This window comes from Pseudomonas sp. Marseille-Q5115 (assembly GCF_916618905.1).
In the GTDB taxonomy this organism is placed as follows: Bacteria; Pseudomonadota; Gammaproteobacteria; order Pseudomonadales; family Pseudomonadaceae; genus Aquipseudomonas; species Aquipseudomonas japonica_A.
Window position 1 is genome coordinate 864,090 of record NZ_CAKAKI010000001.1, and the last position, 23,005, is coordinate 887,094.

Genomic DNA, 23,005 nt, shown 5'->3' on the forward strand with positions numbered 1-23,005 from the left:
AGCCCGCCGCGCTATCACCTTTCACATCAGTGCTTGGCCACCTGGGTATTCAGCCGCAGGTAGTCGATCAGGATGCGGCCGGTTTCACTCAGGTAGGCATCGTCCTCGGGCTTGCTGTCGTCGGGCGCGCCTGCCAGCGGGTCTTCGTCCTCTTTCTTCAGTTCCTTGAGCGGCTCCTGCCCCTTGGCCTTGCGGCGGGCATTTTCCAGCGCAAGCTGTTGGGCTTCGATGCTGGTGTGCTCGGCGCGGCGCTGGGCTTCGTTGAGGCTCACGGTTTTTTCGTCAGCGAGCTTCTGGCTGAGCGCCAGGCGGTCGCGGATATAAGCGAATTCCGCGTCACCTTCGGTCCGCTTGTCATGCAAGGTCTTGAGCTGCGCCAGGAACGGCTTGAAGGGGTCGGTTTCCGGTTTGACGGCAGGCCGGATGGTGTCCCACGGCATGGCTTCAGGCAGCGCGCTCTCGCCGATTTCCTTGGTGTCGATGATCGACGGGTAAGCGATGTCCGGCAGTACGCCCTGGTGCTGCGTGCTCTGGCCCGACACTCGATAGAACTTCGCCAGGGTAAGCTTCAGCTCGCCATGGTTGAGGGGCTGGATCGTTTGCACGGTCCCCTTGCCGAAGGTCTGGCCACCGATGATCAGCGCGCGATGGTAGTCCTGCATCGCGCCAGCGAAGATTTCAGAGGCCGAAGCGGAGAGGCGGTTGACCAGCAACGCCAGCGGCCCCTTGTAGAAGGCGCCAGGGTTTTCGTCCTCGAGCACGTCGACCTTGCCGTCGCTGTTGCGCACCAGCACCGTAGGGCCTTTCTCGATGAACAGGCTGGTGAGCTCGGTCGCTTCCTGAAGAGAACCGCCGCCGTTGTTGCGCAGGTCGATGACCACGCCGTCGACTTTTTCTTTCTGCAGCTCGCTGAGCAGCTTCTTCACGTCCCGGGTGGTGGACTTGTAGTCCGGATCCCCGGCCCGGAAGGCTTTGAAGTCCAGGTAGAACGCCGGGATTTCGATCACGCCCAGCTTGTAGTCGTGGCCGTTCTGGTTCAGGTGCAGCACGGATTTTTTCGCCGCCTGCTCTTCGAGCTTCACCGCTTCACGGGTGATGGACACAACCTTGGTGGTCTGGTCGTTTGGCGCGTTGGTGTGCGGGATCACTTCCAGGCGCACCACCGAGCCCTTGGGCCCGCGGATCAGCTTGACCACTTCATCCAGGCGCCAGCCGACCACGTCAACCATTTCCTTGTCGCCCTGGGCTACCCCGATGATCTTGTCCGAAGGCGCGACCTGCTTGGTCTTGTCCGCCGGCCCGGCCGGTACCAGCCGCACGATCTTCACCTGATCGTTGTCGCTCTGCAGCACGGCCCCGATGCCTTCCAGGGAAAGGCTCATGTTGATGTCGAAGTTTTCCGCGTTGTCAGGCGACAGGTAGTTGGTGTGCGGATCGTAGGACTGGGCGAAGGTATTGATGTATGCCTGGAAGATATCTTCGGCGCGGGTTTGATCGAGCCGTGCCAGCTGGTTCTTGTAGCGCTTGGTCAGGGTTTCCTGGATCTGCTTGGAATCCTTGCCGGCCAGCTTCATGCGCAGCACTTCGTCCATCACCCGCTTGCGCCACAGGCCATCCAGGTCGGCGGTGGTGGCCAGCCATGGGGAATCCTTGCGGTCCACCTCGAGCGTTTCGTTGGTGCTGAAGTCCATCTTGTCCACGCCATCGTCCAGCAGGTCGAGGGCGTAGTCGAGGCGGGCCTTCACGCGATCCAGATAACGCTTGTAGATGGTAAAGCCAGGATCGAGGTTTCCGTTTTTCAGGAAATCATCGAACTGGGTTTTCCACTTGTCGAACTCTGCGATATCACTGGCCAGGAAATAACTGCGGGACGGATCCAGCAGTTTGATATAGCTGTCATAGATGATGACCGAGCGCGCATCGTTCAGCGGCGGTTTGCTGTAGTGATGGCGTTTTAACAACTCGACGACGTTGAGGCTGGCGATCACCTCGTCGCGGTCGGGCTGAAGGCTGTTCCAGCTATTGGCCGCAAAGCCTGGGGCTGACAGCAGGCTGAGGCTGATGCCTAACGCCAGGGCGGTACCGGGGAATAGTTGCTTCATGCTCATTCGACGAGGGGACAGTTGATAACGCATATTAGGCCGTCTTTGAATGGACCGGTTCCAGCTCCGCTACATTAAATCCTGTTCATGCAGCGGCGCGGCACTTGAGTCACATAATGCAAAAAACCCCGCGTCATCGCGCGGGGCTCAGTTCAAGTCAACTATGGAGGCAGCGTGAAGGCATTGCAAGGCGTTGAAGGGCATGTGGAATGGGCCGAGTACCCGGCACCCCCATGCGATGTGGGGCAGGTGCGCATTCGCGTGGCGGCCGCCGGGCTCAATCGGGCCGACCTGTTGCAACGCGCGGGGCATTATCCGCCGCCGCCGGGGGCCAGTGAAATCCTCGGGCTGGAATGTGCCGGCGTGATCAGCGAAGTGGGTGCCGGGGTAGCTGCGTTCAACGTGGGCGACCGTGTGTGCACCTTGCTCGCCGGCGGTGGCATGGCCGAAGAAGTGGTAGTCGACGCCCGCCATGTGCTGCCCGTGCCAGAGGGGCTGAGCCTGATCGAGGCCGCAGGCATTCTCGAAGTGTACGGCACCGTATGGCTGAACCTATTCCAGCTGGCCCGCCTGCAGCCCGGCGAGAAGGTGCTGCTGCACGCGGGGGCCAGCGGCATAGGCTCGGCGGCGATTCAGCTGTGCAAGGCCTTCGGCAACCCTACCTGGGTGACGGTGGGCTCCGCGGAACGGCTGGAGTACTGCCAGGCGCTGGGCGCACAAGGCGGCGTGCTGCGCGGTGAGGGCCTGTCGGCACTCAAGGACCTGGGCCCGTTCGACGTGATTCTGGACCCGGTAGGGGGCAATTACGCCGAGCTCAACCTGCAAGTGGCTGCCCAGGACGGCCGGTGGGTGTTGATCGGGGTGATGGGCGGCCGTGAGGCCAAGCTGGACATGGGGCTGATGCTGGGTAAGCGCGTGCAGCTGATTGGTTCGACGCTGCGCAGCCGCGACGATACCTTCAAGGCGGAGCTGCTGAGGGAATTGGGGCAAGAGGTATTGCCGCTGTTCACTGAAAAGCGGCTCAACCCACAGATTGCACGGACCTTCCCCATCGGCGAGGCCGAGGAAGCCTTCGCCGAACTGGCCACCAACCAAATCACCGGGAAGGTGGTGCTGGTGGTCGATCCGGCGCTGGTTTAACTACCAGTTCCCGGGCTTCGCCGAATGGCTCGCCGAATGGCTCGCCGAATGGCTAGGCCCGGGAATCACGGATCAGCGCATATCCGGCAAATGCGCTTCGCTTTTCACGTCGGTCTTGGCGATGGCTTCGGCCGGCAGCACAATCTTGGACTTCGGCAGCAGCATGCCCATGTTCGCCAGTACGCGGTACATCGAGTATTCCTCGGTGTAGCGCACTTCGGTGTAACGACGGTTGGCGTTGTACAGCTCGTTCTCACTGTCCAGCAGGTCGAGCAGGGTGCGTTGGCCCAGGCCGAACTGGTTCTGGTAGGCAGCCCTTACCCGCGTGGTGGTTTCGGCGTACTCACGGGCGCTGGGTGCTTGCTGGCGCGCGTTGAGCATGGCGTTCCAGGCCAGGGACATGTTTTCGTTCAGGCTGCGCAGGGCATTGTTGCGGATGTCCATCGCCTGGTTGATGCGATGCGCGTCGCCTTGCAGCCGGGCCTTGTCACTGCCGCCACGGAACAGGTTGTAGCTGACCGCCACACCCGCACGCCAGTCGTTGGCGTGGCCTTCTTCGCCAGAGATGTTGTCGTTGGCGCCCACGGCCACTTCCGCGTCTACCCGAGGGTAGAACTGCGACTTGGCGCCTTCATATTGCTGTTCCGCCGCTTGCACATCCGCCTGGGCAGACTTCAGGTACGGGTTATTGTCGATCATTGCCTGGCGGGCGTCGGTGACCTCCGGAGGCAGCTCGCCACGAATGGTAGGCGGTGCTTCGAGTTCATCCGGCATGCGGCCCGTGGCGCTGAAGAAGTTGGCTTCGGCGTCGGCAAGGTCGACCATGGCGGTCTGGTAGTTGTTCTCGGCCAGCGCGCGGCGGGCACGGGACTGATCGCTGTCGGCGGTGCTGCCGATACCACGCTCGGTGCGCAGGCCGATCTGGTCGTTGACCCTCAGGTGAGCCTGCAGGTTGTTCTTGGCCAGGTCCACCAGCTCACGGCGCTTGAGCACCTCCAGGTACACCTCGACCGCGCGCAGGGCGAGGTCTTGTGCCACGCCTTGCACATAAAAGGCACGAGAGGTGGAAACCGCTTCGGTTCGAGATACTTCACGGGTTGCGCTCGACCCGTCGAACAGCATCTGGCGCAGACGCAGCTCGGACGTTGTATACGTCAGCAGCTCTTTATGGTGGTCACCCCGGGCCCGGGTAGTCGGCGTGTCGGATTTCTCACGACCATAGCCGCCCACGAAGTCCACGCTCGGCAGGTAGGCACCGCGGGCGACTTTTACGTCTTCGTCTGCGGCAAGCCGGCTGTTGATATTCGACTGCAGCTCCGGGTGTGTATCCACGGTGCTCTGAATAGCCTCCTGAAGCGTCATGGCATGGACCTGCATGGCCCCGATCGCCAACAGCACGGCGCTGCAGAGGGGGGTTAAGATGCGCATCGGTGTACTTCTCCCAGTCCCTGTAATAATGGCAGTCGCCAAATTATTGGCGATCATTCTTATTGATCCATGCGCGGATCGTAACATCACTGACGCTGTGAAAATTCTGTGACGCTAAGATCATTTCGTCATAAGACTTATTCCTAAAAAAACTTATGCGAGTGATGCGCTTTCGGTTCATCGTACAGTCGCCCGATTCGCTGAAAGGACCGCGTGCGGGGGCTTTCAGGCGATTTTTGAGGATTCGGTATTTAGTGTGTGAAGGGATCGGTGGGTCGTACTCCAGAAGGATTTTGGGCAGTTGTGAGGGCGACGTTTTTTTGTCGCCGTAGTCCGCGGAGCACTTTTGCTCTCATGTTCGATACGAAGCTGCTATGAGCCGCAACCCGTTGAATTAGTTCGGCTTATGCGTGAATTTCATCAGCTTCGACGCGTCAGTGGCTGTCAAGATGCCAGCCCTGTCGTGAACTCCGGGGAACATCCCCTGTCTCCTTTGCGCAACGGCCTGGTGCCGAAAGGCAATGGAGGAGTAGGCAATGGCAACCTTGATCGGTGTCGTCAGTAAAGTAGTAGGGCAGGTATTCGCAGTCGCCGGTGATGGCACTCGTCGTCTCCTCGTTGAGGGAGATCGTGTTTACGCGGGCGAACAGCTGGACACCGGTGTCGGGGGTGCCATTTCGGTTCACTTGCAGAGCGGGCAGGACCTCGCGCTCGGGCGCGGGAGCAGCCTGGCGCTCAATGAAGGGTTGCTGCACCATCAGGCACCGGACATCCAGACCACAGGTGAGCGCGTTGCCGACACCGCGCTGGACGATGTCAACGCCCTGCAGCAGGCCATCGCCGCCGGGGTGGACCCTACCCAGGTTTCCGAACCCACGGCCGCGGGCCCTACCGCGACCGGCCCTACCGGTGTGCCCGGTGGCGGCGGGGGGCATTCTTTCGTATTGCTGACTGAAGTCGGCGGTTCGGTTGCGCCCACCATCGGCTTCGATACCGCAGGTTTGCCGGCCGCGCCGGAATTCCCGGATCCCACGCTGCCGCCTTTGGTAACGCTGGCAGCCGCCACGCCGGACAACCCGGTGGTGCTCACAGGCCTGGACGTGACCGGCGGCGAAATCACCGTCAACGAAGCCAACCTGGCGAACGGTTCCAGCCCGGACGCGGGCGCGCTCACGCAGGCCGGTAGCTTTACCGTCACTGCGGCAGATGGCCTTTCCAGCCTGGTGATCGGCACCCTTGAGGTGATCCGTGCCGGGCAGGTGGTGGGAATAGGGCAGTCCTATACCACGGCCGACGGCAACCTGCTTACCGTGACCGGCTTCGATCCGGCCACCGGCGTGCTGTCCTACACCTACACCTTGACCGGTAATGCCGACCATCCCGCCGGGAATGGCGCCAATACCCTCGGTGAAAGCATCCCGGTCACCGCCGTGGACAACGACGGTTCCACCGCCAGCGGCAGCCTGGACGTGACCATTCAGGACGACGTGCCTAGCGCTGTAGCCGATACCCAGGCCGCAGGCGATGACCTGACCGTAGTGACCGGCAACGTGCTCAGCAACGATGTGCTGGGCGCCGACGGCATCGCGTCCCCGGTGACGACCCCTGGCACCTACACCGGCACCTACGGCACCCTGGTGCTCGGCGCTGACGGTTCCTACACCTACACCCTGGATACCACCAGCCAGGCCTACCGCGACCTGCTGTCCGGCAATGCCACCGTGGGCAACGGCACGGAGACCTTCAGCTACTCGATCATCGACAGCGACGGCGACACCGCCACCGCCACGCTGACCGTGAACGTCACCAACCCGGACGACCCTGTCACCTTTATCAGCCTGGGCGTGGATGGCGGCGAGCAGCGGGTATTCGAAGCCAACCTCAGCACTGGTACCGACCCTGACGCAGCGGCGCTGACCCGCGTTGGCAGCTTTACCCTGGATGCCAAAGACGGCCTGGCCACGCTGACCATCGACGGCGTGGACGTGATCGGCGGCAGCGCCACCGGCCTGCCAGTGACCATCACCGGCCAATTGGGCAATGCCCTGACCATCACCGGCTACGATGCCACCACGGGCGTGGTCACCTACAGCTACACCCTGTCCGAAGCCCAGCAGCACAACGTGGGCCAGAACGAGCTGTCGGAAGACTTCCACCTGATCGCCACCGACAGCGACGGCGACACCGGCAACGCCTGGCTGAACGTGCGCATCGAAGACGACAACCCCATTGCGGTCTCTGACACTACCGCCGTGAGCGACACCACCACGGTGGTCAGCGGCAACGTACTGGCCAACGATTCCCTGGGTGCTGACGCGATCCCGTCGCCGGTGACCAACCCCGGCACCTACGAAGGCACCTACGGCACTCTGGTGCTTGGCGCTGACGGTTCCTACACCTACAGCCTGGACACCACCAGCCAGGCCTATCGGGACCTGCTGGCCGGCAACGCCACCGTGGGCAACGGCACCGAAACCTTCAGCTACTCGATCATCGACAGCGACGGCGATGCCGCCACTGCCACGCTGACCGTGAATGTCACCAACCCGGACGACCCGGTCACCTTCATCAGCCTGGGCGTGAATGGCGGCGAGCAGCGGGTATTCGAGGCCAACCTCCCAGGCGGTACCGACCCCAACGCGGCAGAACTCACCCGTGTGGGTACCTTCACAATCGATGCGAAGGATGGCCTGGCCACCCTTACCATCGATGGCGTGGACGTGATCGGCGGCAGCGCGACTGGCCTGCCGGTGACCGTAACCGGCCAGTTGGGTAACGCGCTGACCATTACCGGGTACAACGAAACCACGGGCGTGGTGAGCTACAGCTACACCTTGTCTGAAGCCCAGCAACACAATGTGGGCCAGAGCGAGCTGTCGGAAGACTTCCGCCTGGTGGCCACCGACAGCGATGGCGACAGCAGCCTTGCCTGGCTGAACGTGCGTATCGAAGACGACGTGCCTACGGCCGCGCCCATCACCGAGAGTGTGTCCTCCACGGCGGTGAATACCAACCTGCTGATCGTGCTGGACGTTTCCAACAGCATGGGCAACGATTCCAAGGTCAATGGCCTGAGCCGGCTGGACCTCGCCAAGCAGTCCATCAACGAGCTGCTGGCTCGTTACGATGACATGGGCGATGTGCGGGTGCAGGTGGTGACCTTCAACAACCATGAAAACGTGCTGAGCAGCCAGTGGATGACCGTGGCCGAGGCGCGCGCGGCCATCAACAGCGACTCGGTGACGAATGGCGGCGGCACCAACTACGACTACGCGCTCGATGGCGCGCAGGCGGCATGGGCCACGGCTGGCAAGCTGACCGACGCGCAGAACGTGTCTTACTTCCTCTCCGACGGCAACCCTACACTGTCCGATGAACGCCCCAAGACCGGCAATGGCCAGTCTGGCAACAAGACAGACGTCGCGCTGGGCGACGGCATCGACAGCGCCGAGCAGACGGCTTGGCAGACCTTCCTCGACGCTAACAATATCCAGTCCTATGCCATCGGCATGGGGCCGAGCGCCAAGGCGGTGTACCTGGACCCGATCGCCTACAACGGCACTACCGGGACCGATACGGCCTCTGTGGTCGTGACCGACCTGTCGCAATTGCCCAGCGTACTCAACGGTACCGTGGGGAGTGGGTCGGTCAGCGGCAGCCTTACCAGCGCGGCCCAGTTCGGCGTGGATGGCGGCCACCTGCAAAGCATCAGCGTGGACGGCGTGACCTACACCTATGACGGCAAGGGCGCTGTAACCGCCGACGGCACCGCTGGTAGCTGGAGTTTCGACAGCACCAGTAACCTGCTGAGCGTGACCACCAGCCACGGCGGCATCCTGGCCATCAATGTGGGCACAGGGCAGTACGGCTACATCACCGCGGCAGGCAGCAATGCCAGCAGTCAGGAGAACATCGGCTACACCATCGTGGACAACGACGGTGATACGGCTGGCTCAACCCTGACCATCAACGTCAACCCTGCCGCCACGGCCGCCACGGCCGCCAGCAGCAATGCGATTTTGGTTAGCAGTGACTGGGCCGCCGCTGGCGCCGATTTCACCGCAACCAACCCTGTGAGCCTGGCGGTTGCGGGGCGTGCACTGGCAGTGGAACGCTCTCAGTTCTACGCCAACTCCCTGGCACTGACCGCTGCATTGCTGATCACTGGCACCCTGGCCCATGCGGGCACCGCCGATGCCAGCGACACGGTGAGTGTGCACTTGCGCCAGGGCGAGACCCTCACCGTCGATTCCGCCGCCGTCAGCAGCGGCGCGGCAACACTCAGCTACGCGCTGGATGATGGCAGCTATGCCGCTGTGGTCGGCAACAGCCTTACCGCTACCGCGGACGGGACCTACCACCTGAAAGTGACCAATGCGGAAGCCGCGGCCACTACCGAAACCTATCAATTGGCACTGACCGTGGATTACAGCCACGCGCAAACCACGCCTGTGGCCGCCACCGCCGCGGCCATCGACGATACCCATGCCGGCCACGCCAGCGCATTGGTTGCGGTGGACCAGCTGGGCGAGCACACCGTGACGGGCACCAGCGGCGACGACACCTTGACGGCCACTGATGACGGTTCCGTGCTTCAGGGCGGGGCAGGTAACGATGTGCTGGTGGCAGGGCAGGGCGCCGACGAATTGCATGGCGGCACAGGCAACGACCTGCTGCTGGCAGGCGTTCACACCGTAGTACTGGACGGCGGCGACGGGTTCGACACTGTCAGCTATGCAGCTGCAACCAGTGCCGTAACCGTAGACCTGAGAGAGGGCGGCACTACCGGCGGCTGGGCCGCGGGCGAAACCCTTACCGGGATCGAACACCTGATCGGCTCGGATTACGACGACATCTTCCATGCGGGCGACAGCGGCCTGGTGATGAACGGTGGCGCCGGCAACGACCAGCTCTATGGCGGCAGTGGCGCCGATACGCTGATCGGCGGGGCCGGGAACGACACCCTCGCCGGTGGCGCGGGCGCTGATAGCTTCGTATGGCAGGCAGGTGATACCGGGACCGATACCGTGGCCGACTTCAAACTGGGCACTGACACCCTTGACCTCGGCTCCCTGTTGGGCGACCTGGGCAAAGGCGACCTTGAAGGCCTGTTGAGCTTCAAGGTAACCGGCAGCGGGAGCAACCTGGTCAGCACCATCGACATCAGCAGCACCGCTGGTGGCGCCGCGGTGCAGAGCATCGACCTGCAACACGTGAACCTGGCCCAGGCCTACAACGTGAGCACCGATGCCAACGGGCTGGTGGTGGGGTTGCAAAACAACTCGGCCATCATCAACGGCCTGCTGGGTGACCACTCGCTGAAGGTCGATAGCACGGTGTAAGGGTCTTCGCGGCCAAGGCCAGCTGTTACGGGAAATATCACGTAGCAGCCGGCCTTGGCCGCGACCGGCCCATCAGGGCCGCTGTTCCGGACTGCTGCAGTCGCCGGCTAGGTTGGCGACGAATGCAGCGCTGAAAGCCCTGGGTCAGTGCGTACGCGGCTTGAGCAGCGCCGGCTTTTCGTCTGGCGCATGCATCATCAGGTACAGGCCGGTAAGGATTTCCGGGATCTGTACCACCATCTCATCCTGAAGCTCGGCGCTGCTGGCGATATCGGCAAATTCGGGCTGCTCGTCGAACAGGCCCGACCCCACCATGATCGGCAGCAGCAGCTCGCTGACTTCGTCTTCCGCGGTTTCGAACCAGGCTTCTTCGCGCAGGAACACCCCTTCCATGAAGCCGATGCACCAGCCGCGCAACTCGGAGTCGTCGGGCTCCTCGCCCAGGTCCAGGTCGCACGGCAGCTCGAATTCCTCATCGCTGGCGAGCTGACGAGCAATATGCGCCTTGAGCTGCACCAGCGTGCCTTCGATCATTTCGCGCTCGGCATCGTCGGCATAGTGCGGCTCTTCGGCGAAGAGCGCGTCGATCCACTCGCGCTCGGGCACTTGCTCAGTGGTAATGGACAGCGCGGTCAAGTAGCCATGCGCCGCTACGTAATCCAGCGCTTCTTCATGGAGCTCATCGGCGTCCAGGAAGACTTGCAGGCGGGTAAGTTGCTCGGCGAATGACATGAATGACTACCTTGGGGGAAAAGGACAATGCTGAATTCTAGGCCCTGAACCGGGGTAAGCGCCACCGCAAGGCAGGTAAAAGCGCTGTGGCTCGGTGGTTTGGTATACTGCTCGCCTTTTTTTCGACCCGCGGGCGGTTTTCGCGGTTTCCTGGAGTCATGCATGCTCGAACAGGCACAACGTGTCCTAAAGGACGTCTTCGGCTACGACAGCTTCCGCGGTCGCCAAGGGGCGATCATCGAGCGTGTGGCGCGAGGCGGCGATGCCCTGGTGTTGATGCCCACCGGCGGCGGCAAATCGCTGTGCTACCAGGTGCCTGCATTGCTGCGCGAGGGCCTCACCATCGTGGTGTCGCCCCTTATTGCCCTGATGGAAGATCAGGTCGCCACGCTCGATGAGCTGGGCGTACCTGCCGCAGCGCTCAATTCCACCCTCGATGCCGAACAGCAACGCGAGCTGGCGGTTCGCCTGCGTCAGGGGGAAATCAAATTGCTGTACCTGGCCCCCGAGCGGCTGGTGCAGCCGCGCATGCTCAGCTTCCTGCAGCAACTGAACGTGGCGCTGTTTGCCATCGACGAAGCGCATTGCGTCTCGCAGTGGGGCCACGACTTCCGTCCCGAATACCTGCAACTGGGCCAGTTGGCCGAGTTGTTCCCCGATGTGCCACGGATCGCGCTGACCGCGACGGCGGATAAACGCACGCGAGAGGAAATCGTCAACCGCCTGGCCCTGCACGATGCCGAGCGCTTTCTGTCGAGTTTCGACCGCCCCAACATCTTCTACCGCATCGTGCCCAAGGAGCAGCCGCGCAAGCAGTTGCTGGCATTCCTTGGCGAGCATAAAGGGGATGCCGGTATCGTGTATTGCCTGTCGCGCAAGAAGGTGGACGAGGTCGCCGCCCAACTGGTGGAGCAGGGCTTCCCGGCATTGCCCTACCACGCCGGCCTGCCCGCCGAGCTGCGCGCGTTCCACCAGAAGCGCTTCCTCAACGAGGAAGGCCTGATCATGGTGGCCACCATTGCCTTCGGCATGGGCATCGACAAGCCTAACGTGCGCTACGTAGCCCACCTGGACCTGCCCAAATCCCTCGAGGCGTATTACCAGGAAACCGGCCGCGGCGGCCGCGATGGCTTGCCGGCGGATGCGTGGATGGCGTACGGCCTGCAAGATGTGCTGATGCTCAAGCAGATGATGCAGAACTCCGAGGGCGACGAGCGCCACAAGCGGGTGGAGCAGCATAAGCTCGACGCCATGCTGGCGCTGTGCGAAGAAACCCGCTGCCGGCGTCAGGCGCTGCTGGCCTATTTCGACGAAGACCTGCCCCAGCCTTGCGGGCATTGCGACAACTGCGTGGACGGCGTGCAAACCTGGGATGCAACCGAGCCTGCGCGCCAGGCGCTGTCGGCCATCTACCGTACCGGCCAGCGCTACGGCGTGGGCCACCTGGTGGACGTTCTGCTGGGGCGTGACAACGAGAAGGTGCGTGCCTCTGGCCATGAGCGCCTCGCCGTGTTCGGGGTGGGTAAAGGCAGGGCAGAAGGTGACTGGCGGTCGCTGTATCGCCAGCTGGTCGCCCGTGGGCTCGCTGACATCGACCTCGAAGGCTACGGAGGGCTGCGCCTGACCGATGCCTGCCGGCCCCTGCTGCGCGGCGAAGTGACCCTTGAACTGCGCCGAGACCTCAAACCCCAGGTGACTGCGCGCAGCAGCGGCGGCAGCCCGGCCAGCCAATTGGTGCGCGGGGAAGAGCGCGATCAGTGGGAAGCGCTGCGGGCGCTGCGTCGCCGGCTGGCCGAAGAACATGGCGTGCCGCCGTATGTGATCTTCCCGGATTCGACCTTGCTGGAAATGTTGCGCAGCCAACCCACTACCCTGGCGGAAATGGGTCGGGTGAGCGGCGTAGGCGCACGCAAGCTGGAGCGCTATGGCGATGCTTTCCTCGAGGTGCTTGGCGGTACCCAGAGCAGCGCGGCGGCCCCTGCCCCTGTGGTGGACCTTCGCCATGAACTGGTAAGCCTGGCCCGCGCTGGCATGACCCCCACGCAGATCGCCGGGCAACTCAAGTGCTCCGAGAAAAATGTGTATACCCTGCTGGCCGAGGCCATTGGCGCCCAGCAACTGTCATTGGAGCAGGCGTTGGACCTCCCCTTCGAGCTACTCAGCGAAATCCAGGACAGCTTCCTTGATGGTGAGGGGGAGTTGCCGCCGGTAAGCGAAATCGCTCCCCTGTTCCAGGGGCGAGTGCCCGAAGGGGTGCTGTACTGCGTACGCGCTGCACTGCAGTCGGAGTTCGAACTTTAAAAGGAATGGTCTGGAAGCATTACAAGCACTTGCCAAGCACCAGCGCTCCTGCTTAGCTCCCTAATAATTGTATTCGTGACTTGAGTTGACCTATGCCCCTGACTGACCAACACCGCTTCGGTATGCAACTGGCCCAGTTGTCCCGAGGGTGGCGCGGCGAACTCGATCGCCGCCTGGCAGGCCTCGGTCTGTCCCAGGCCCGCTGGCTGGTGCTGTTGCACCTGGCGCGTTTCGAAGTTGCCCCCACACAGCGTGAACTGGCCGCCAGCGTGGGCGTTGAAGGCCCCACCCTGGCCCGGTTGCTCGACAGCCTGGAGGCTCAGGGCCTGGTGCGGCGCCACGCAGTTGTGGAAGACCGCCGTGCGAAGCAGATCAGCTTGAGCGAATCGGCCCTGCCGCTGATCAAACAGATTGAAACCATTGCCAACGAGCTGCGCCTGGAGCTGTTCAGCGGCATCAGTGAGCAGGATCTGGCCACAGCCATGGCGGTTCACGCCAAGGTACTGGCCAACCTGGAGAAGCGGGCCTGAACCGGTAAGCCGTCGCGGGGCTTTGAGTTTCCCCGGGCGCAGGCTATAAGGAAGGCTGTGGAAGTCGTTCCCAAGGGATGCTCATGCGCAAGCGTTTTACCCGTAATGTCCGGTTCGCGCCTCGATCGGCCACTCGCCTGGCGCTCTATTCGATACTGGGCGGCTGTGCCCTTGCATGGTCCGGCCTTGCCTGCGCGCTGGGGCTGGGCGACATTACTCTACATTCAGCACTGAACCAGCCGCTTAACGCCGACATCACCCTGGCTGACAGCGCCGGCCTAGACGAAAGTGATATCACCGTCAGCCTCGGTACGCCGGAGGAATTCGCCAGGGCGGGCGTGGACCGCTCGTTCTTTCTCACCGACCTGCGCTTCACGCCGGTGTTCAAAAATGGCCGCAAGGTTATCCATGTCACTTCCAGCAAGGTAGTGCTGGAGCCCTACCTGAGTTTTATCGTCCAGGTCACCCAGCCCAGCGGGCAGCTTCTGCGCACCTACACCTTGTTGCTCGACCCGCCGGGCACCGTGGCGTTGCCACCGCCACTGATCGCCACCAACGCGCGGCCAGAACCTGTGTCGTCGGTAGCGCCCATGCCTACCCAGGCCGAAGCGCCGGTGCCGCCGCCTGCTGCGCCGCGCAAACGGGGCAACGAAGGTAGCAGCACGGCCAAGGAAACCTCGGCCGGCGAACAACTGACCGCCACGGCGGCCCAGAACAAACAGCTGCAGCAGTCCGTGGACGACCTCGAGTCCCGCTTGAAGGGCCTGGAAGAGGAGCGCAGTACCAAGGATCAGCAGCTTGCCGAGCTGCAATCCCGCCTGGCCGAAGCGCAGGCGATCGCCGCGGCGCGAGCTGCTGCGCCGCCTGTCGCAGCGCCTGCCACGTCGGTGACGCCTGCTGTGAGCGGCACAAACACCCCTGCGGAGGGTGCTTCGGTTGCTCCGGCAGTGCCGGCTCCCGCGTCCGGCACACCCGCAGCCCCGCCGGCGTCAACGCCTGCAACCCCGGCCGCTCCTGTTGCGGCACCTGCGGCCGCGAATCCGCCCGCCCCTGTGGCCCCGCTGGTGGTAGCCCCGGAAACGGACGATCTCACCTGGCTGTTGCAACTGGGCGCGTTGCTGGCGCTGGTGCTGCTTGTCGCCGCCTGGCTGTTGCAGCGTCGCCGCCAGCGCACCGCTGCGCCGGATGCGCCAGTATTGCCCGCTACCGTTGCTGCCGGCCCAGGGGACGCCACTGACGCCCAGAACGCACTGGCGACCGCGGTACCGGTGGCGGCGCGGCGCGAGCAGGCGCCCGCGACCGACGCGTTGGACGCCGCCAGTATCTACATCGCCTACGGGCGCTTCAACGAAGCCCTCGGCGTGCTCCGGGAGGGGCTGCAGCGCCAGCCAGAGCGCCGTGACCTTCGCCTGCGCATTCTTGAAGTGCTGGGCTTGCAGGGGAACGCCCACGCCTATGCCGAGGAAGAGGCTGCGCTGCGCGCCAGTGGCGAGAGCGATACCACGCTGGATCAAACCCGTGCCCGCTTCCCCCGCTTGGCTTCGGCCGCCGTGGCGCTGGCAGCTGGCACCGCGGCCGCCACGCAGCTGCCGCCGGTCATTCCCGAGTCGCCGCGCCAGGTTCGCCCGGAGGATTTCGAAGCGCCGGCTACCACCGACGAGTTGCCTGCGAACGACACGCTGTCAGACCTGGACATCGACTTCGATGCGCTGGGGGACCTGAACGAACCGGACGTGGCTGCGCCAGCGGCTGTATCGGAAGCCTTGGCGGCCGATGAATTCCATCTGAACCTGGAGGACATGGCGCTCGATGCGGATTGGTCTTCCATGGACCCGTTCGATCCACCCCCTGCGCCGCTTTCTCGCCCAGCTTCGAGCGTGCTGGACACGCCAGCCGACAGCGCTCCGCTCGATGAAAGCCTGTTCTTTTCCAACCTGCGCGAATTGCCCGAGGTGCTCGAGCTGCCTGAGGACGAATTCCTCAGCGACTTCGCTGATGAGCCGCTCGCACTCGTGCCAGAAGAGGGTGGAGAGGATCTGGACGCCGCGTTTCTTGATAATTTTGCCGACGAACCGGGATTGTTGCCCGGCCTCGGGAGTGATTTGCCCGAGGAGGACGAAGCGCTCGAACTGCCCGGAGAAGGGCTTGGCGAGGACTTTGCGCTGCCAGGGAGCGAGCTCCCCGACCTGGATGAGCTGAGCATCGATTTCGATGATCTGGAAAGCCAGGCCCAGAGTGCAGACCGTCTCGATCATGCCCGCGCGCTGCTGGCTCAGGGTGAGCGGCAAGAGGCAAGCTGGCTGTTGCACGAGCTGGCCCAGGACACCGACGAAACCACCCGCGAAGCTGCGCGGCAATTGCTGGCGGGCCTGTAGGGCCCGCCTGTTCAGAAGCTCAGTTTGCCCGTGATCAGGTCGCGGAACATCGCGAAGTCGCCCATCAGGCTATAAAGCGGGTGCTTGAAGGTGGCCGGGCGGTTGTGTTCGAAAAAGAAGTGGCCGACCCAGGCGAAGCCGTAGCCCACCACAGGCACGGCGAGCAGCAGCCAGGGGTTGAGGGTCGCAAACGCGTAGGTCACGAATGCAATCACCAGGCTGGTGCCCACGAAGTGAAGGCGCCGGCTGGTGTTATTGCTGTGCTCGGCCAGGTAGTACGGATAAAACTCGGCAAAACTCGCAAAACCGTGGGTATCGCTCATAAGGCCTCCGGGCGCCGCGCCTGTTCAATGGCCAGAGCATAGCCAAAGCGCAGCCTGCGCTCAATGCCGCCAGAAGGCAGGCATACACAGCACCAGCACGGTAATGATTTCCAGCCGCCCCAGCAGCATGCCAAACGACAGCAGCCATTTGGCTGCATCCGGCAAGGGCGCGAAATTCCCGGCCGGGCCGATGGTGTCACCCAGGCCTGGGCCTACCCCGGAGACCGTACTGGCCGCGCCCGTAAGCGCGGTCATCCAATCCAGCCCAAGCAGCCCCAGTGCAAGCGCGATCAGGCCGATGGTGGCGCCGAAGAAGAACGAGAACGTGAGAATCGAACGCACAATGTCTTCATCCAGCCGGTGGCGATTGTATTTCTGGCTGATCACCGCGCGCGGGTGAATGAGCTGGTTGAGGCTAGCCTTGAGCAGGATATACGCCACCTGGAACCGGAAGATCTTGATGCCCCCGGCCGTGGAGCCCGAGCAGCCACCGATGAAGCCCAGGTAAAAGAAGAACATGAGGGCAAAGTTGCCCCACAAGCTGTAGTCCCCCAACGCGAAGCCGGTAGTGGTGATTACTGAAGTAACGTTGAAGGCCACGTGCAGCAGCGCCTGCGAGAACGGCAAGCCGGTGCCCAGCCAGTACCAGCCGCCCAGCACCACCCAGCACGTGAGCAGCAGCCCGAGAAAGCCCTGGACCTGTTGGTCCCGCAGTAACGCCTGGTAGTGGCCGCGCAACGTAGCCACGTAAAGCGTGAAGGGCAGGCTGCCGAGAATCATCAGAACGATGGCCACCCATTGCACCGCCGGTTGATGCCACTTGGCGAGGGATTGGTCCGAGGTAGAAAAACCGCCCGTAGAGATGGCCGACATGGCGTGGTTGACCGCATCGAACAGCGACATGCCTGCCAGCCACAACCCCAGGGCGCCGAGTGTGGTGATGCCCACATACACCAGCACGATGGACTTGGCGACCATGTGCGAGCGCGGCATCAGCTTTTCCGACCGGTCCGAGGACTCTGTCTGGAACAGGCGCATGCCACCGATGCGCAGCAGAGGGAGGATGGCGACGGCCATGGCGATGAAGCCGATGCCGCCCAGCCAGTGCAGCAGCGAGCGCCAGATGAGTATCCCGGGGGACATGGCGTCGAGCCCGGTGAGCACGGTGGAGCCGGTCGCCGTGATGCCCGACATGCTTTCAAAGAACGCATCGGTGTAGCTGATGTGAGCGGTGAAATAGAAGGGCAGGGCGGCGAAAACCGCTACCAGTACCCAGCTGCTCACTGTGAGCAGGTACATGTCACGAGGGCGGAGGTTGCTTTGCTCGGGGCGGCCGCGGATGACCAGTGCCAGGCCCGACAGAAAGGTGACCAGGCTTGCCCAGAGGAAACTGTGCAGGTCTTCGGTGCGGTCGAACACAACGAGGGTGAGCATGGGAATAGCCATGCCGACGGCCAGCGTGAGCAGGAAAATGCCGATGATGAAGCCGATGACACGAAGGGTCGACAGTGACATTGAACCCACGCTGGGACAAAAGGGCCGGACATTTTACCTGCGGGCCAGCCGGTGTAAACGTTAGACTAGCCCGAACGAGTTGATAAGGAGTGCCCGATGGAAGCCTTGCAAGCCCTGCTTGAACGTGTGTCCGTCAGCCGGCTGGTGGAGCCTGCGCCCAACCATGAGCAGCGAGCCTTGATGTTCGACGCCGCCATGCGCGCGCCAGACCATGGCCAGCTGAAGCCGTGGCGGTTTTTGACCGTCGAAGGCGATGCGCGCCTGGCGTTGGGTGAGCTGCTTGCCCAGGCGGCGGCGGCAAAGGGCGGAGAGGGCAATGAGGCGGCCATCGATAAAGCGCGCAAGGGCCCGCTGCGGGCTCCGTTGGTGGTGGTCGCCATCGCTGTGACCAGGCCCCACCCAAAGGTGCCGGTCTCTGAACAGGTGCTCACGGCAGGCTGCGCGGTGCATGGGTTGCTGCTGGCGGCCTACGCCCAAGGCGTCGGCGCCATGTGGCGCAGCGGTGAGCTGTCGTTCGCCCCGTCGGTGGCGGCCGGGCTGGGGCTGGCGGCCCATGAGCAGATCATCGGGCTGATTTACCTAGGCACCCCGGCTAACGAAGTCCGCCCTGCCAGCCGCACCTCGGCAGAAGGGTTCGTCAGCGCCTGGCCGGGGCGTGACTAAAACCTGCAATCTCCTGTAGGAGCTGGCGAAAGCCTGCGAATTCCCTGCTCGGCAGATCATTCCCGGCCTACGCCGCCGACGGCGGCTCCAGCGGCAGCTCAAGCCGCGCAATGAAACCGCCCTCAGGATGGTTGTCCAATACCAGCCGGCCGCCCTGTCGCTCTGCTGCACGGCGGGCGATGGCCAGGCCCAGGCCGTGGCCGGGCGCTGCCTGGCCAGGGGCGCGGTAGAAGGGCTCGCCCAATTGGGCCAGGTGCTCCGGCGGGCACCCCGGGCCGTGATCGCGAACACTGATGGTCACCCCGGCGTCCGTGGCCGCCGCGCTTACCGCGATCGGCTGCCCATTGGGATTGAAGCGCAGCGCATTGCGCAGCAGGTTGTCGGTGGCGCGCTCGATCAGGGTTGGCCAGCCGCGTAATTCCAACCCAGGGGTGGCGTTCAGTTCCACCACCTGCTCCGGCGCGCTCAGCCTGGCATCGTGCACGATGCTCTCCAGCAAAGGCTCCAACGCTACCGCTTCGGCGCTGGTCTGCTCGGCGTCTACCCGCGCAAGCACCAGGATTTCACTGATCAAGGCCTCCAAGCGGTCGCATTCCAGCGTGAGGCGCGGCCATAGCCGCTCGCGCTCCGCCGGCTCGGCCCGTTCGGCCAGTGCCAGGGCGATGCGCAGGCGGGCCAGGGGCGAGCGCAGTTCATGCGACACGTCGCGCAGCAGTTGCCGCTGGCTACCGATCAGGCTTTGCAAGCGGGCGCCCATGCGATTGAAGTCGTTGGCCAGCACGCCGAATTCGTCACGGCGACCGGCCAGCCTCGCGAGGCTGTGCTGCTGATAGGTTGCCTGGCCGAGGTCATGCACTGCTCCGCGCAAGCGCTGCAACGGCCGGGTAATGGAGAGCGTGACCAGCAGGCTAAATAACGTTAGTACTACCAACGCGATGCCCAGCGCGCCGATCGGCCAGAACAGGCTGTCGCGGTGCCAGGCATCGAGTTCAGGATGAGGAATGCGGTAGATGAACAGGTAGGTGTCACCACTGGCCGGGCTGGTGTATTCCGTGGTCAATCGGCGCCAGGGCAGCTTGCGATCATCCTGGCTCTGGCGGTCTTCGAACGCTTGCGCCCGGCGCGGGAAGGTCCCGGGAACCACGGCTTCTCCGGCCTCGTTGAGCACTTGGGTGTCTACATGGAATTGCCGTTTGTGATCCTCAAGCAGCGCCTCGGCGGCGTCCGCGCCCTGTGCTTCATAGCGTTGCACCCATTCCTGGGAAAAATGCTTGAGGGCAGGGTGCCGGCTAAGGATCCACGCGTCCTGGTTGAGCACGTGCCCCATCAGTACCGACAACCCCGCGACCAAGGTAATCGCGAGCCAGAAGCTCGCCAGGATTCGCCAGAACAATGAACGCAACGGGGCACCTCTTCACGGGATAGACAAAACCCGGCCATGGGCCGGGTTCGGTAGGTAGCGGCTTATTGAGCCTTTTTGTCTTTCTGCGCTTTCCAGGCCTGGAACTCGGCCCACTCGGCGCGGCGCTCATCGCGCTTCTTGTTCATCTCATCGAACTCTTTCTGTTGCTCTGGCTTGAGCACTGCGCGAATGTCGCTACGGGTCTTGGCTTCGCTGGCCGCCAAGGCGTCGTGCATGGCCTTTTTCTCGGCTGCGGGCAGTTTGTCCAAGTAGGTTTCGGTGATTTCGCGGCGTTGTTTCATCTGCTCGCCCATCAGCTTGCCAACCTGCTGGCGCTGTTCACGGCTCAGGTCCAGCCCTTCGAGGGGGCCCGGGCCACGGTGATGCATCATGCCAGGGCCAGCGCCTTGGCCCATGTCCGGACCGTGCACCGGGCCTTCGGGAGCCGCCATGGCCAGGGTTGGCAGGGTGGCCGCGAACAGCAGGGCAGTCAAAGTCTTGCGCATGGTGAAGCTCCTTGTCTCGTCGCCGGTCGTTTACCGGATGAGTTCAGTCTACGCAGAGCAGCGTCAAGGGCAGTCAGCACCAGGTAAAGACTTGGTAAACACAGGTAAGGGGAATGTTACAGGCCTCTTCACTCGGCGTAGAAATAACCGCGGCTGCGCAGCGCAACGATCCGCGGGCGGCCATCGGGATGGGGGCCGATTTTCTTGCGCAGGTTGCTCACGTGCATGTCCAGGCTGCGATCGTAAAGCGTGAGTTTGCGGCCCAGCGCCAGTTGCGCAAGCTCCTGCTTGTCCAGTGGCTCGCCCGGCTGCCGTAGCAGGGCTTCGAGGATGCGGCTTTCCGAAAGCGTGAGGGATATATCGTGCTGGTCGATGCTGGCTACCCCCCTCGCCGGGCTGAATGTCAGGTCCCCGACTTCGATCTGGCTGGTGCTGGCCGTTGGATGGCTGCGGCGCAACACCGCGCGTAAACGTGCTGTCAGCTCCCTCGGGTCGCAGGGCTTGGCCACGTAGTCGTCCGCGCCCAGTTCCAGGCCAAGGATGCGGTCCAGCGGCTCACCCCTCGCCGACAGCATCACCACCGGCAGTTCGGCATGCTCGGCGCGAAGCTGCTTGAGCAGCTCCAGCCCGCTGCCATCTGGCAGCATCACATCGAGCACTACCGCCGCGGGCGCCGACTCGGCGAGCGCACGGCGGGCGCTCTGGCCGTCGTGACAGGCGCGCACTTGAAAACCCTCGTGGCTCAGCCAGCTGCTAAGCAGTTCGCACAGTTCCACATCGTCGTCGATCAGCAGCAGTTCGCTCATCGTCGATCAGGCGCTTGGGAAGACTTGCTTGAACGGCTTGACCACTACGCTTTCGTACACGCCGGCAGCCTTGTAGGGATCGGCCTCGGCCCATTCACGTGCAGCGTCGAGCGAGGCAAACTCGGCCACGATCAGGCTACCCGAGAAACCGGCGCTGCCTGGGTCAATGCTGTCGATGGCAGGGTAGGGCCCGGCCAGGACCAGCCTGCCCTCCGCCTGCAAGGCATGAAGCCGTTCGAGGTGGGCAGGGCGAGCGGCAAGGCGCTGGGCCAGCGAGCCGGCGACATCGGTAGCGTTGATTGCGTAGAGCATGTCAGTCCTCGGTTTTGGAAGGTTCGTGATCGTGCAGATGACGCGACAGGTATACGCCCTGGCCCAACAGGAACAGCAAGGTCATGCCCAGGCTGCCGAACACTTTGAAGTCCACCCAGAAGCGCTCGAAGGTGAAGGCCACGAACAGGTTGGCTGCCCCGCAAATCAAGAAGAAGATGATCCAGGCCACGTTCAGGCGGTTCCACACCGCGGCGGGCAGGCTCAGGGCATGGCCCATGATGCGCTGGATAAGCACGCGGTCGCCGATAAAATGGCTACCCAGGAACGCCAGGGCGAACAGCCAGTTGACCACCGGCGCCTTCCACTTGAGGAAGGTTTCGCTGTGGAACGCCAGGGTCATGCCGCCGAACAGCAGGCAGGCCAGCAAGGTCAGCCACTGGCTTTTCTCCAGCCGCCGCTGGCGAATGAACAGCAAGCCATAGACCACCAGCGAACTGCCGATCAGGAACGCGGTCGCACTGAAAATACCACCGAAGGCAAAGCTGTGACCGGCCAGGTCCAGCGTGCGGGGCTCGGTTTTATAAACAATGAAAAACAGTAACAGCGGGATAAAGTCGATCAGTTGTTTCACGGTGGCAGCCAGGCGCGGAATGTGGCGGCATAATAGCAAACCTTCTTGAACTCGAAAGCGCCGCCATGAATGTTGACCTGCACTGCCACAGTACGGCCTCCGACGGTGCCCTGGCCCCGGCCAGCGTAGTGGCGCGCGCCCATGAGCGCGGCGTGGAGCTGCTTGCTCTTACCGACCATGACACCGTGGATGGCCTGGCCGAAGCCCGGGACACGGCGGCTACGCTAGGGATGCGATGGGTAAGCGGGGTGGAAATGTCCTGCACCTGGGGCGGCGCCACTATTCATGTGCTCGGTTACGGCTTCCCGCTGGACGCCCCGGACCTGAACGAAGCGTTGGAGGCCTTGCACACCGGGCGCTGGCAGCGTGCCGAAGAAATCGACCGCCGGCTGGCCGCCAAGGGCATGCCCGGCGCGCTGGAAGGGGCGCGAGCCATTCAGGCAGCCCTGGGTGACAGCCGCAACGCGCCGGCCAGGCCGCACTTTGCCGACTTTCTCGTGCAGCAGGGCCACGTGCCGGACCGGCAAACGGCGTTTCGCAAATGGCTGGGTGCCGGCAAGATTGGCGACGTGAAGCAGCACTGGCCCACGCTCGAGCAGACCGTAGCCACTCTGCGCCGGGCGGGCAGCTGGGTAAGCCTGGCTCATCCGATGCACTATGATTTCAACCGAAGCAAGCGTCGCCGCCTGGTGACCGACTACCAGAACGCGGGTGGTCAGGCCCTGGAAGTAGTCAATGGCCAACAGGCAGACGAGCAAACGGGTACCTTGGCCATCCTGGCCCGAGAATTCAGCTTGCTGGCCAGTGCCGGCAGCGATTTCCACGGGCCGGGCAACTGGGGCGAAATCGGCAGCTACCGCGCGCTTCCGCAAGACCTGCCGTTGCTGTGGGAGCGTTTTGGCGATGAGCGTGCATGCCTACCATCAGGGATATGAA

The 23,005-nt window shown here is 63.4% G+C and carries 17 protein-coding genes; 7 read left to right on the forward strand and 10 right to left on the reverse strand.

Translation table 11 applies throughout. From position 1 onward, the window contains the following. Nucleotides 1–26: 26 nt before the first annotated feature. Nucleotides 27–2,102: a carboxy terminal-processing peptidase gene (locus tag LG385_RS04125; protein WP_225772631.1), complete on the reverse strand. Its 2,076-nt coding sequence runs from the start codon at nucleotides 2,100–2,102 to the stop codon at nucleotides 27–29. A 174-nt stretch (nucleotides 2,103–2,276) separates the two neighbouring features. On the opposite strand from LG385_RS04125, the gene LG385_RS04130 reads away from it, so the two are divergent. Next, nucleotides 2,277–3,242 (forward strand): NAD(P)H-quinone oxidoreductase, encoded by a 966-nt coding sequence (locus LG385_RS04130; protein WP_225772633.1) that lies wholly within the window; start codon nucleotides 2,277–2,279, stop codon nucleotides 3,240–3,242. A 72-nt stretch (nucleotides 3,243–3,314) separates the two neighbouring features. On the opposite strand, the gene LG385_RS04135 is transcribed toward LG385_RS04130, so the two are convergent. Beyond that, entirely contained in the window at nucleotides 3,315–4,670 is a 1,356-nt protein-coding gene (locus LG385_RS04135; protein WP_225772635.1) for a TolC family outer membrane protein, read from the reverse strand. Between the two features lie 536 nt (nucleotides 4,671–5,206). On the opposite strand from LG385_RS04135, the gene LG385_RS04140 reads away from it, so the two are divergent. Further along, nucleotides 5,207–10,012 carry a retention module-containing protein gene (locus tag LG385_RS04140; RefSeq protein WP_225772638.1) on the forward strand — a complete coding sequence of 1,602 codons (4,806 nt, stop codon included), beginning with the start codon at nucleotides 5,207–5,209 and terminating at the stop codon, nucleotides 10,010–10,012. A gap of 144 nt (nucleotides 10,013–10,156) precedes the next feature. Here LG385_RS04140 and LG385_RS04145 read toward each other — a convergent pair whose 3' ends face one another. After that, the gene (locus LG385_RS04145; RefSeq protein WP_225772640.1) at nucleotides 10,157–10,744 is read right to left on the reverse strand and encodes a YecA family protein; all 588 of its coding nucleotides are present in this window, start codon (nucleotides 10,742–10,744) and stop codon (nucleotides 10,157–10,159) included. Nucleotides 10,745–10,906: 162 nt separating this feature from the next. On the opposite strand from LG385_RS04145, the gene recQ reads away from it, so the two are divergent. The 3 genes from recQ to LG385_RS04160 all read left to right on the forward strand — a co-directional run bounded on the left by recQ (nucleotide 10,907) and on the right by LG385_RS04160 (nucleotide 15,950). Continuing rightward, nucleotides 10,907–13,045, forward strand: coding sequence for a DNA helicase RecQ (gene recQ, locus LG385_RS04150; RefSeq protein WP_225772642.1), 2,139 nt, complete (start codon nucleotides 10,907–10,909; stop codon nucleotides 13,043–13,045). 92 nt (nucleotides 13,046–13,137) lie between these two features. Then, nucleotides 13,138–13,575, forward strand: coding sequence for a MarR family transcriptional regulator (locus tag LG385_RS04155; RefSeq protein ID WP_181111683.1), 438 nt, complete (start codon nucleotides 13,138–13,140; stop codon nucleotides 13,573–13,575). An 83-nt stretch (nucleotides 13,576–13,658) separates the two neighbouring features. Then, the gene (locus LG385_RS04160; RefSeq protein ID WP_225772644.1) at nucleotides 13,659–15,950 is read left to right on the forward strand and encodes a hypothetical protein; all 2,292 of its coding nucleotides are present in this window, start codon (nucleotides 13,659–13,661) and stop codon (nucleotides 15,948–15,950) included. Nucleotides 15,951–15,961: 11 nt separating this feature from the next. Here LG385_RS04160 and LG385_RS04165 read toward each other — a convergent pair whose 3' ends face one another. Further along, nucleotides 15,962–16,273: a DUF962 domain-containing protein gene (locus LG385_RS04165; RefSeq protein ID WP_225772645.1), complete on the reverse strand. Its 312-nt coding sequence runs from the start codon at nucleotides 16,271–16,273 to the stop codon at nucleotides 15,962–15,964. 60 nt (nucleotides 16,274–16,333) lie between these two features. Next, nucleotides 16,334–17,788 carry a TrkH family potassium uptake protein gene (locus LG385_RS04170; protein ID WP_225772647.1) on the reverse strand — a complete coding sequence of 485 codons (1,455 nt, stop codon included), beginning with the start codon at nucleotides 17,786–17,788 and terminating at the stop codon, nucleotides 16,334–16,336. Between the two features lie 96 nt (nucleotides 17,789–17,884). On the opposite strand from LG385_RS04170, the gene LG385_RS04175 reads away from it, so the two are divergent. Continuing rightward, on the forward strand, nucleotides 17,885–18,451 hold the full coding sequence (locus LG385_RS04175; protein WP_225772649.1) for a nitroreductase family protein: 567 nt from the start codon (nucleotides 17,885–17,887) through the stop codon (nucleotides 18,449–18,451). 67 nt (nucleotides 18,452–18,518) lie between these two features. Here LG385_RS04175 and LG385_RS04180 read toward each other — a convergent pair whose 3' ends face one another. From LG385_RS04180 to LG385_RS04200, 5 genes are all read right to left on the reverse strand, one after another. Then, a complete protein-coding gene (locus tag LG385_RS04180) occupies nucleotides 18,519–19,853 on the reverse strand; it encodes a sensor histidine kinase (protein WP_225772652.1) in 1,335 nt (444 codons plus the stop codon). Nucleotides 19,854–19,915: 62 nt separating this feature from the next. Continuing rightward, the gene (locus LG385_RS04185; RefSeq protein ID WP_225772654.1) at nucleotides 19,916–20,359 is read right to left on the reverse strand and encodes a Spy/CpxP family protein refolding chaperone; all 444 of its coding nucleotides are present in this window, start codon (nucleotides 20,357–20,359) and stop codon (nucleotides 19,916–19,918) included. A 128-nt stretch (nucleotides 20,360–20,487) separates the two neighbouring features. Then, nucleotides 20,488–21,165 carry a response regulator transcription factor gene (locus LG385_RS04190; RefSeq protein ID WP_225772657.1) on the reverse strand — a complete coding sequence of 226 codons (678 nt, stop codon included), beginning with the start codon at nucleotides 21,163–21,165 and terminating at the stop codon, nucleotides 20,488–20,490. A 6-nt stretch (nucleotides 21,166–21,171) separates the two neighbouring features. Further along, entirely contained in the window at nucleotides 21,172–21,477 is a 306-nt protein-coding gene (locus LG385_RS04195; RefSeq protein ID WP_225772659.1) for a YciI family protein, read from the reverse strand. A gap of 1 nt (nucleotide 21,478) precedes the next feature. After that, nucleotides 21,479–22,069, reverse strand: coding sequence for a septation protein A (locus tag LG385_RS04200; RefSeq protein ID WP_225772661.1), 591 nt, complete (start codon nucleotides 22,067–22,069; stop codon nucleotides 21,479–21,481). Between the two features lie 65 nt (nucleotides 22,070–22,134). On the opposite strand from LG385_RS04200, the gene LG385_RS04205 reads away from it, so the two are divergent. Further along, a complete protein-coding gene (locus LG385_RS04205; RefSeq protein ID WP_225772662.1) occupies nucleotides 22,135–23,004 on the forward strand; it encodes a PHP domain-containing protein in 870 nt (289 codons plus the stop codon). Nucleotide 23,005 lies beyond the last annotated feature (1 nt).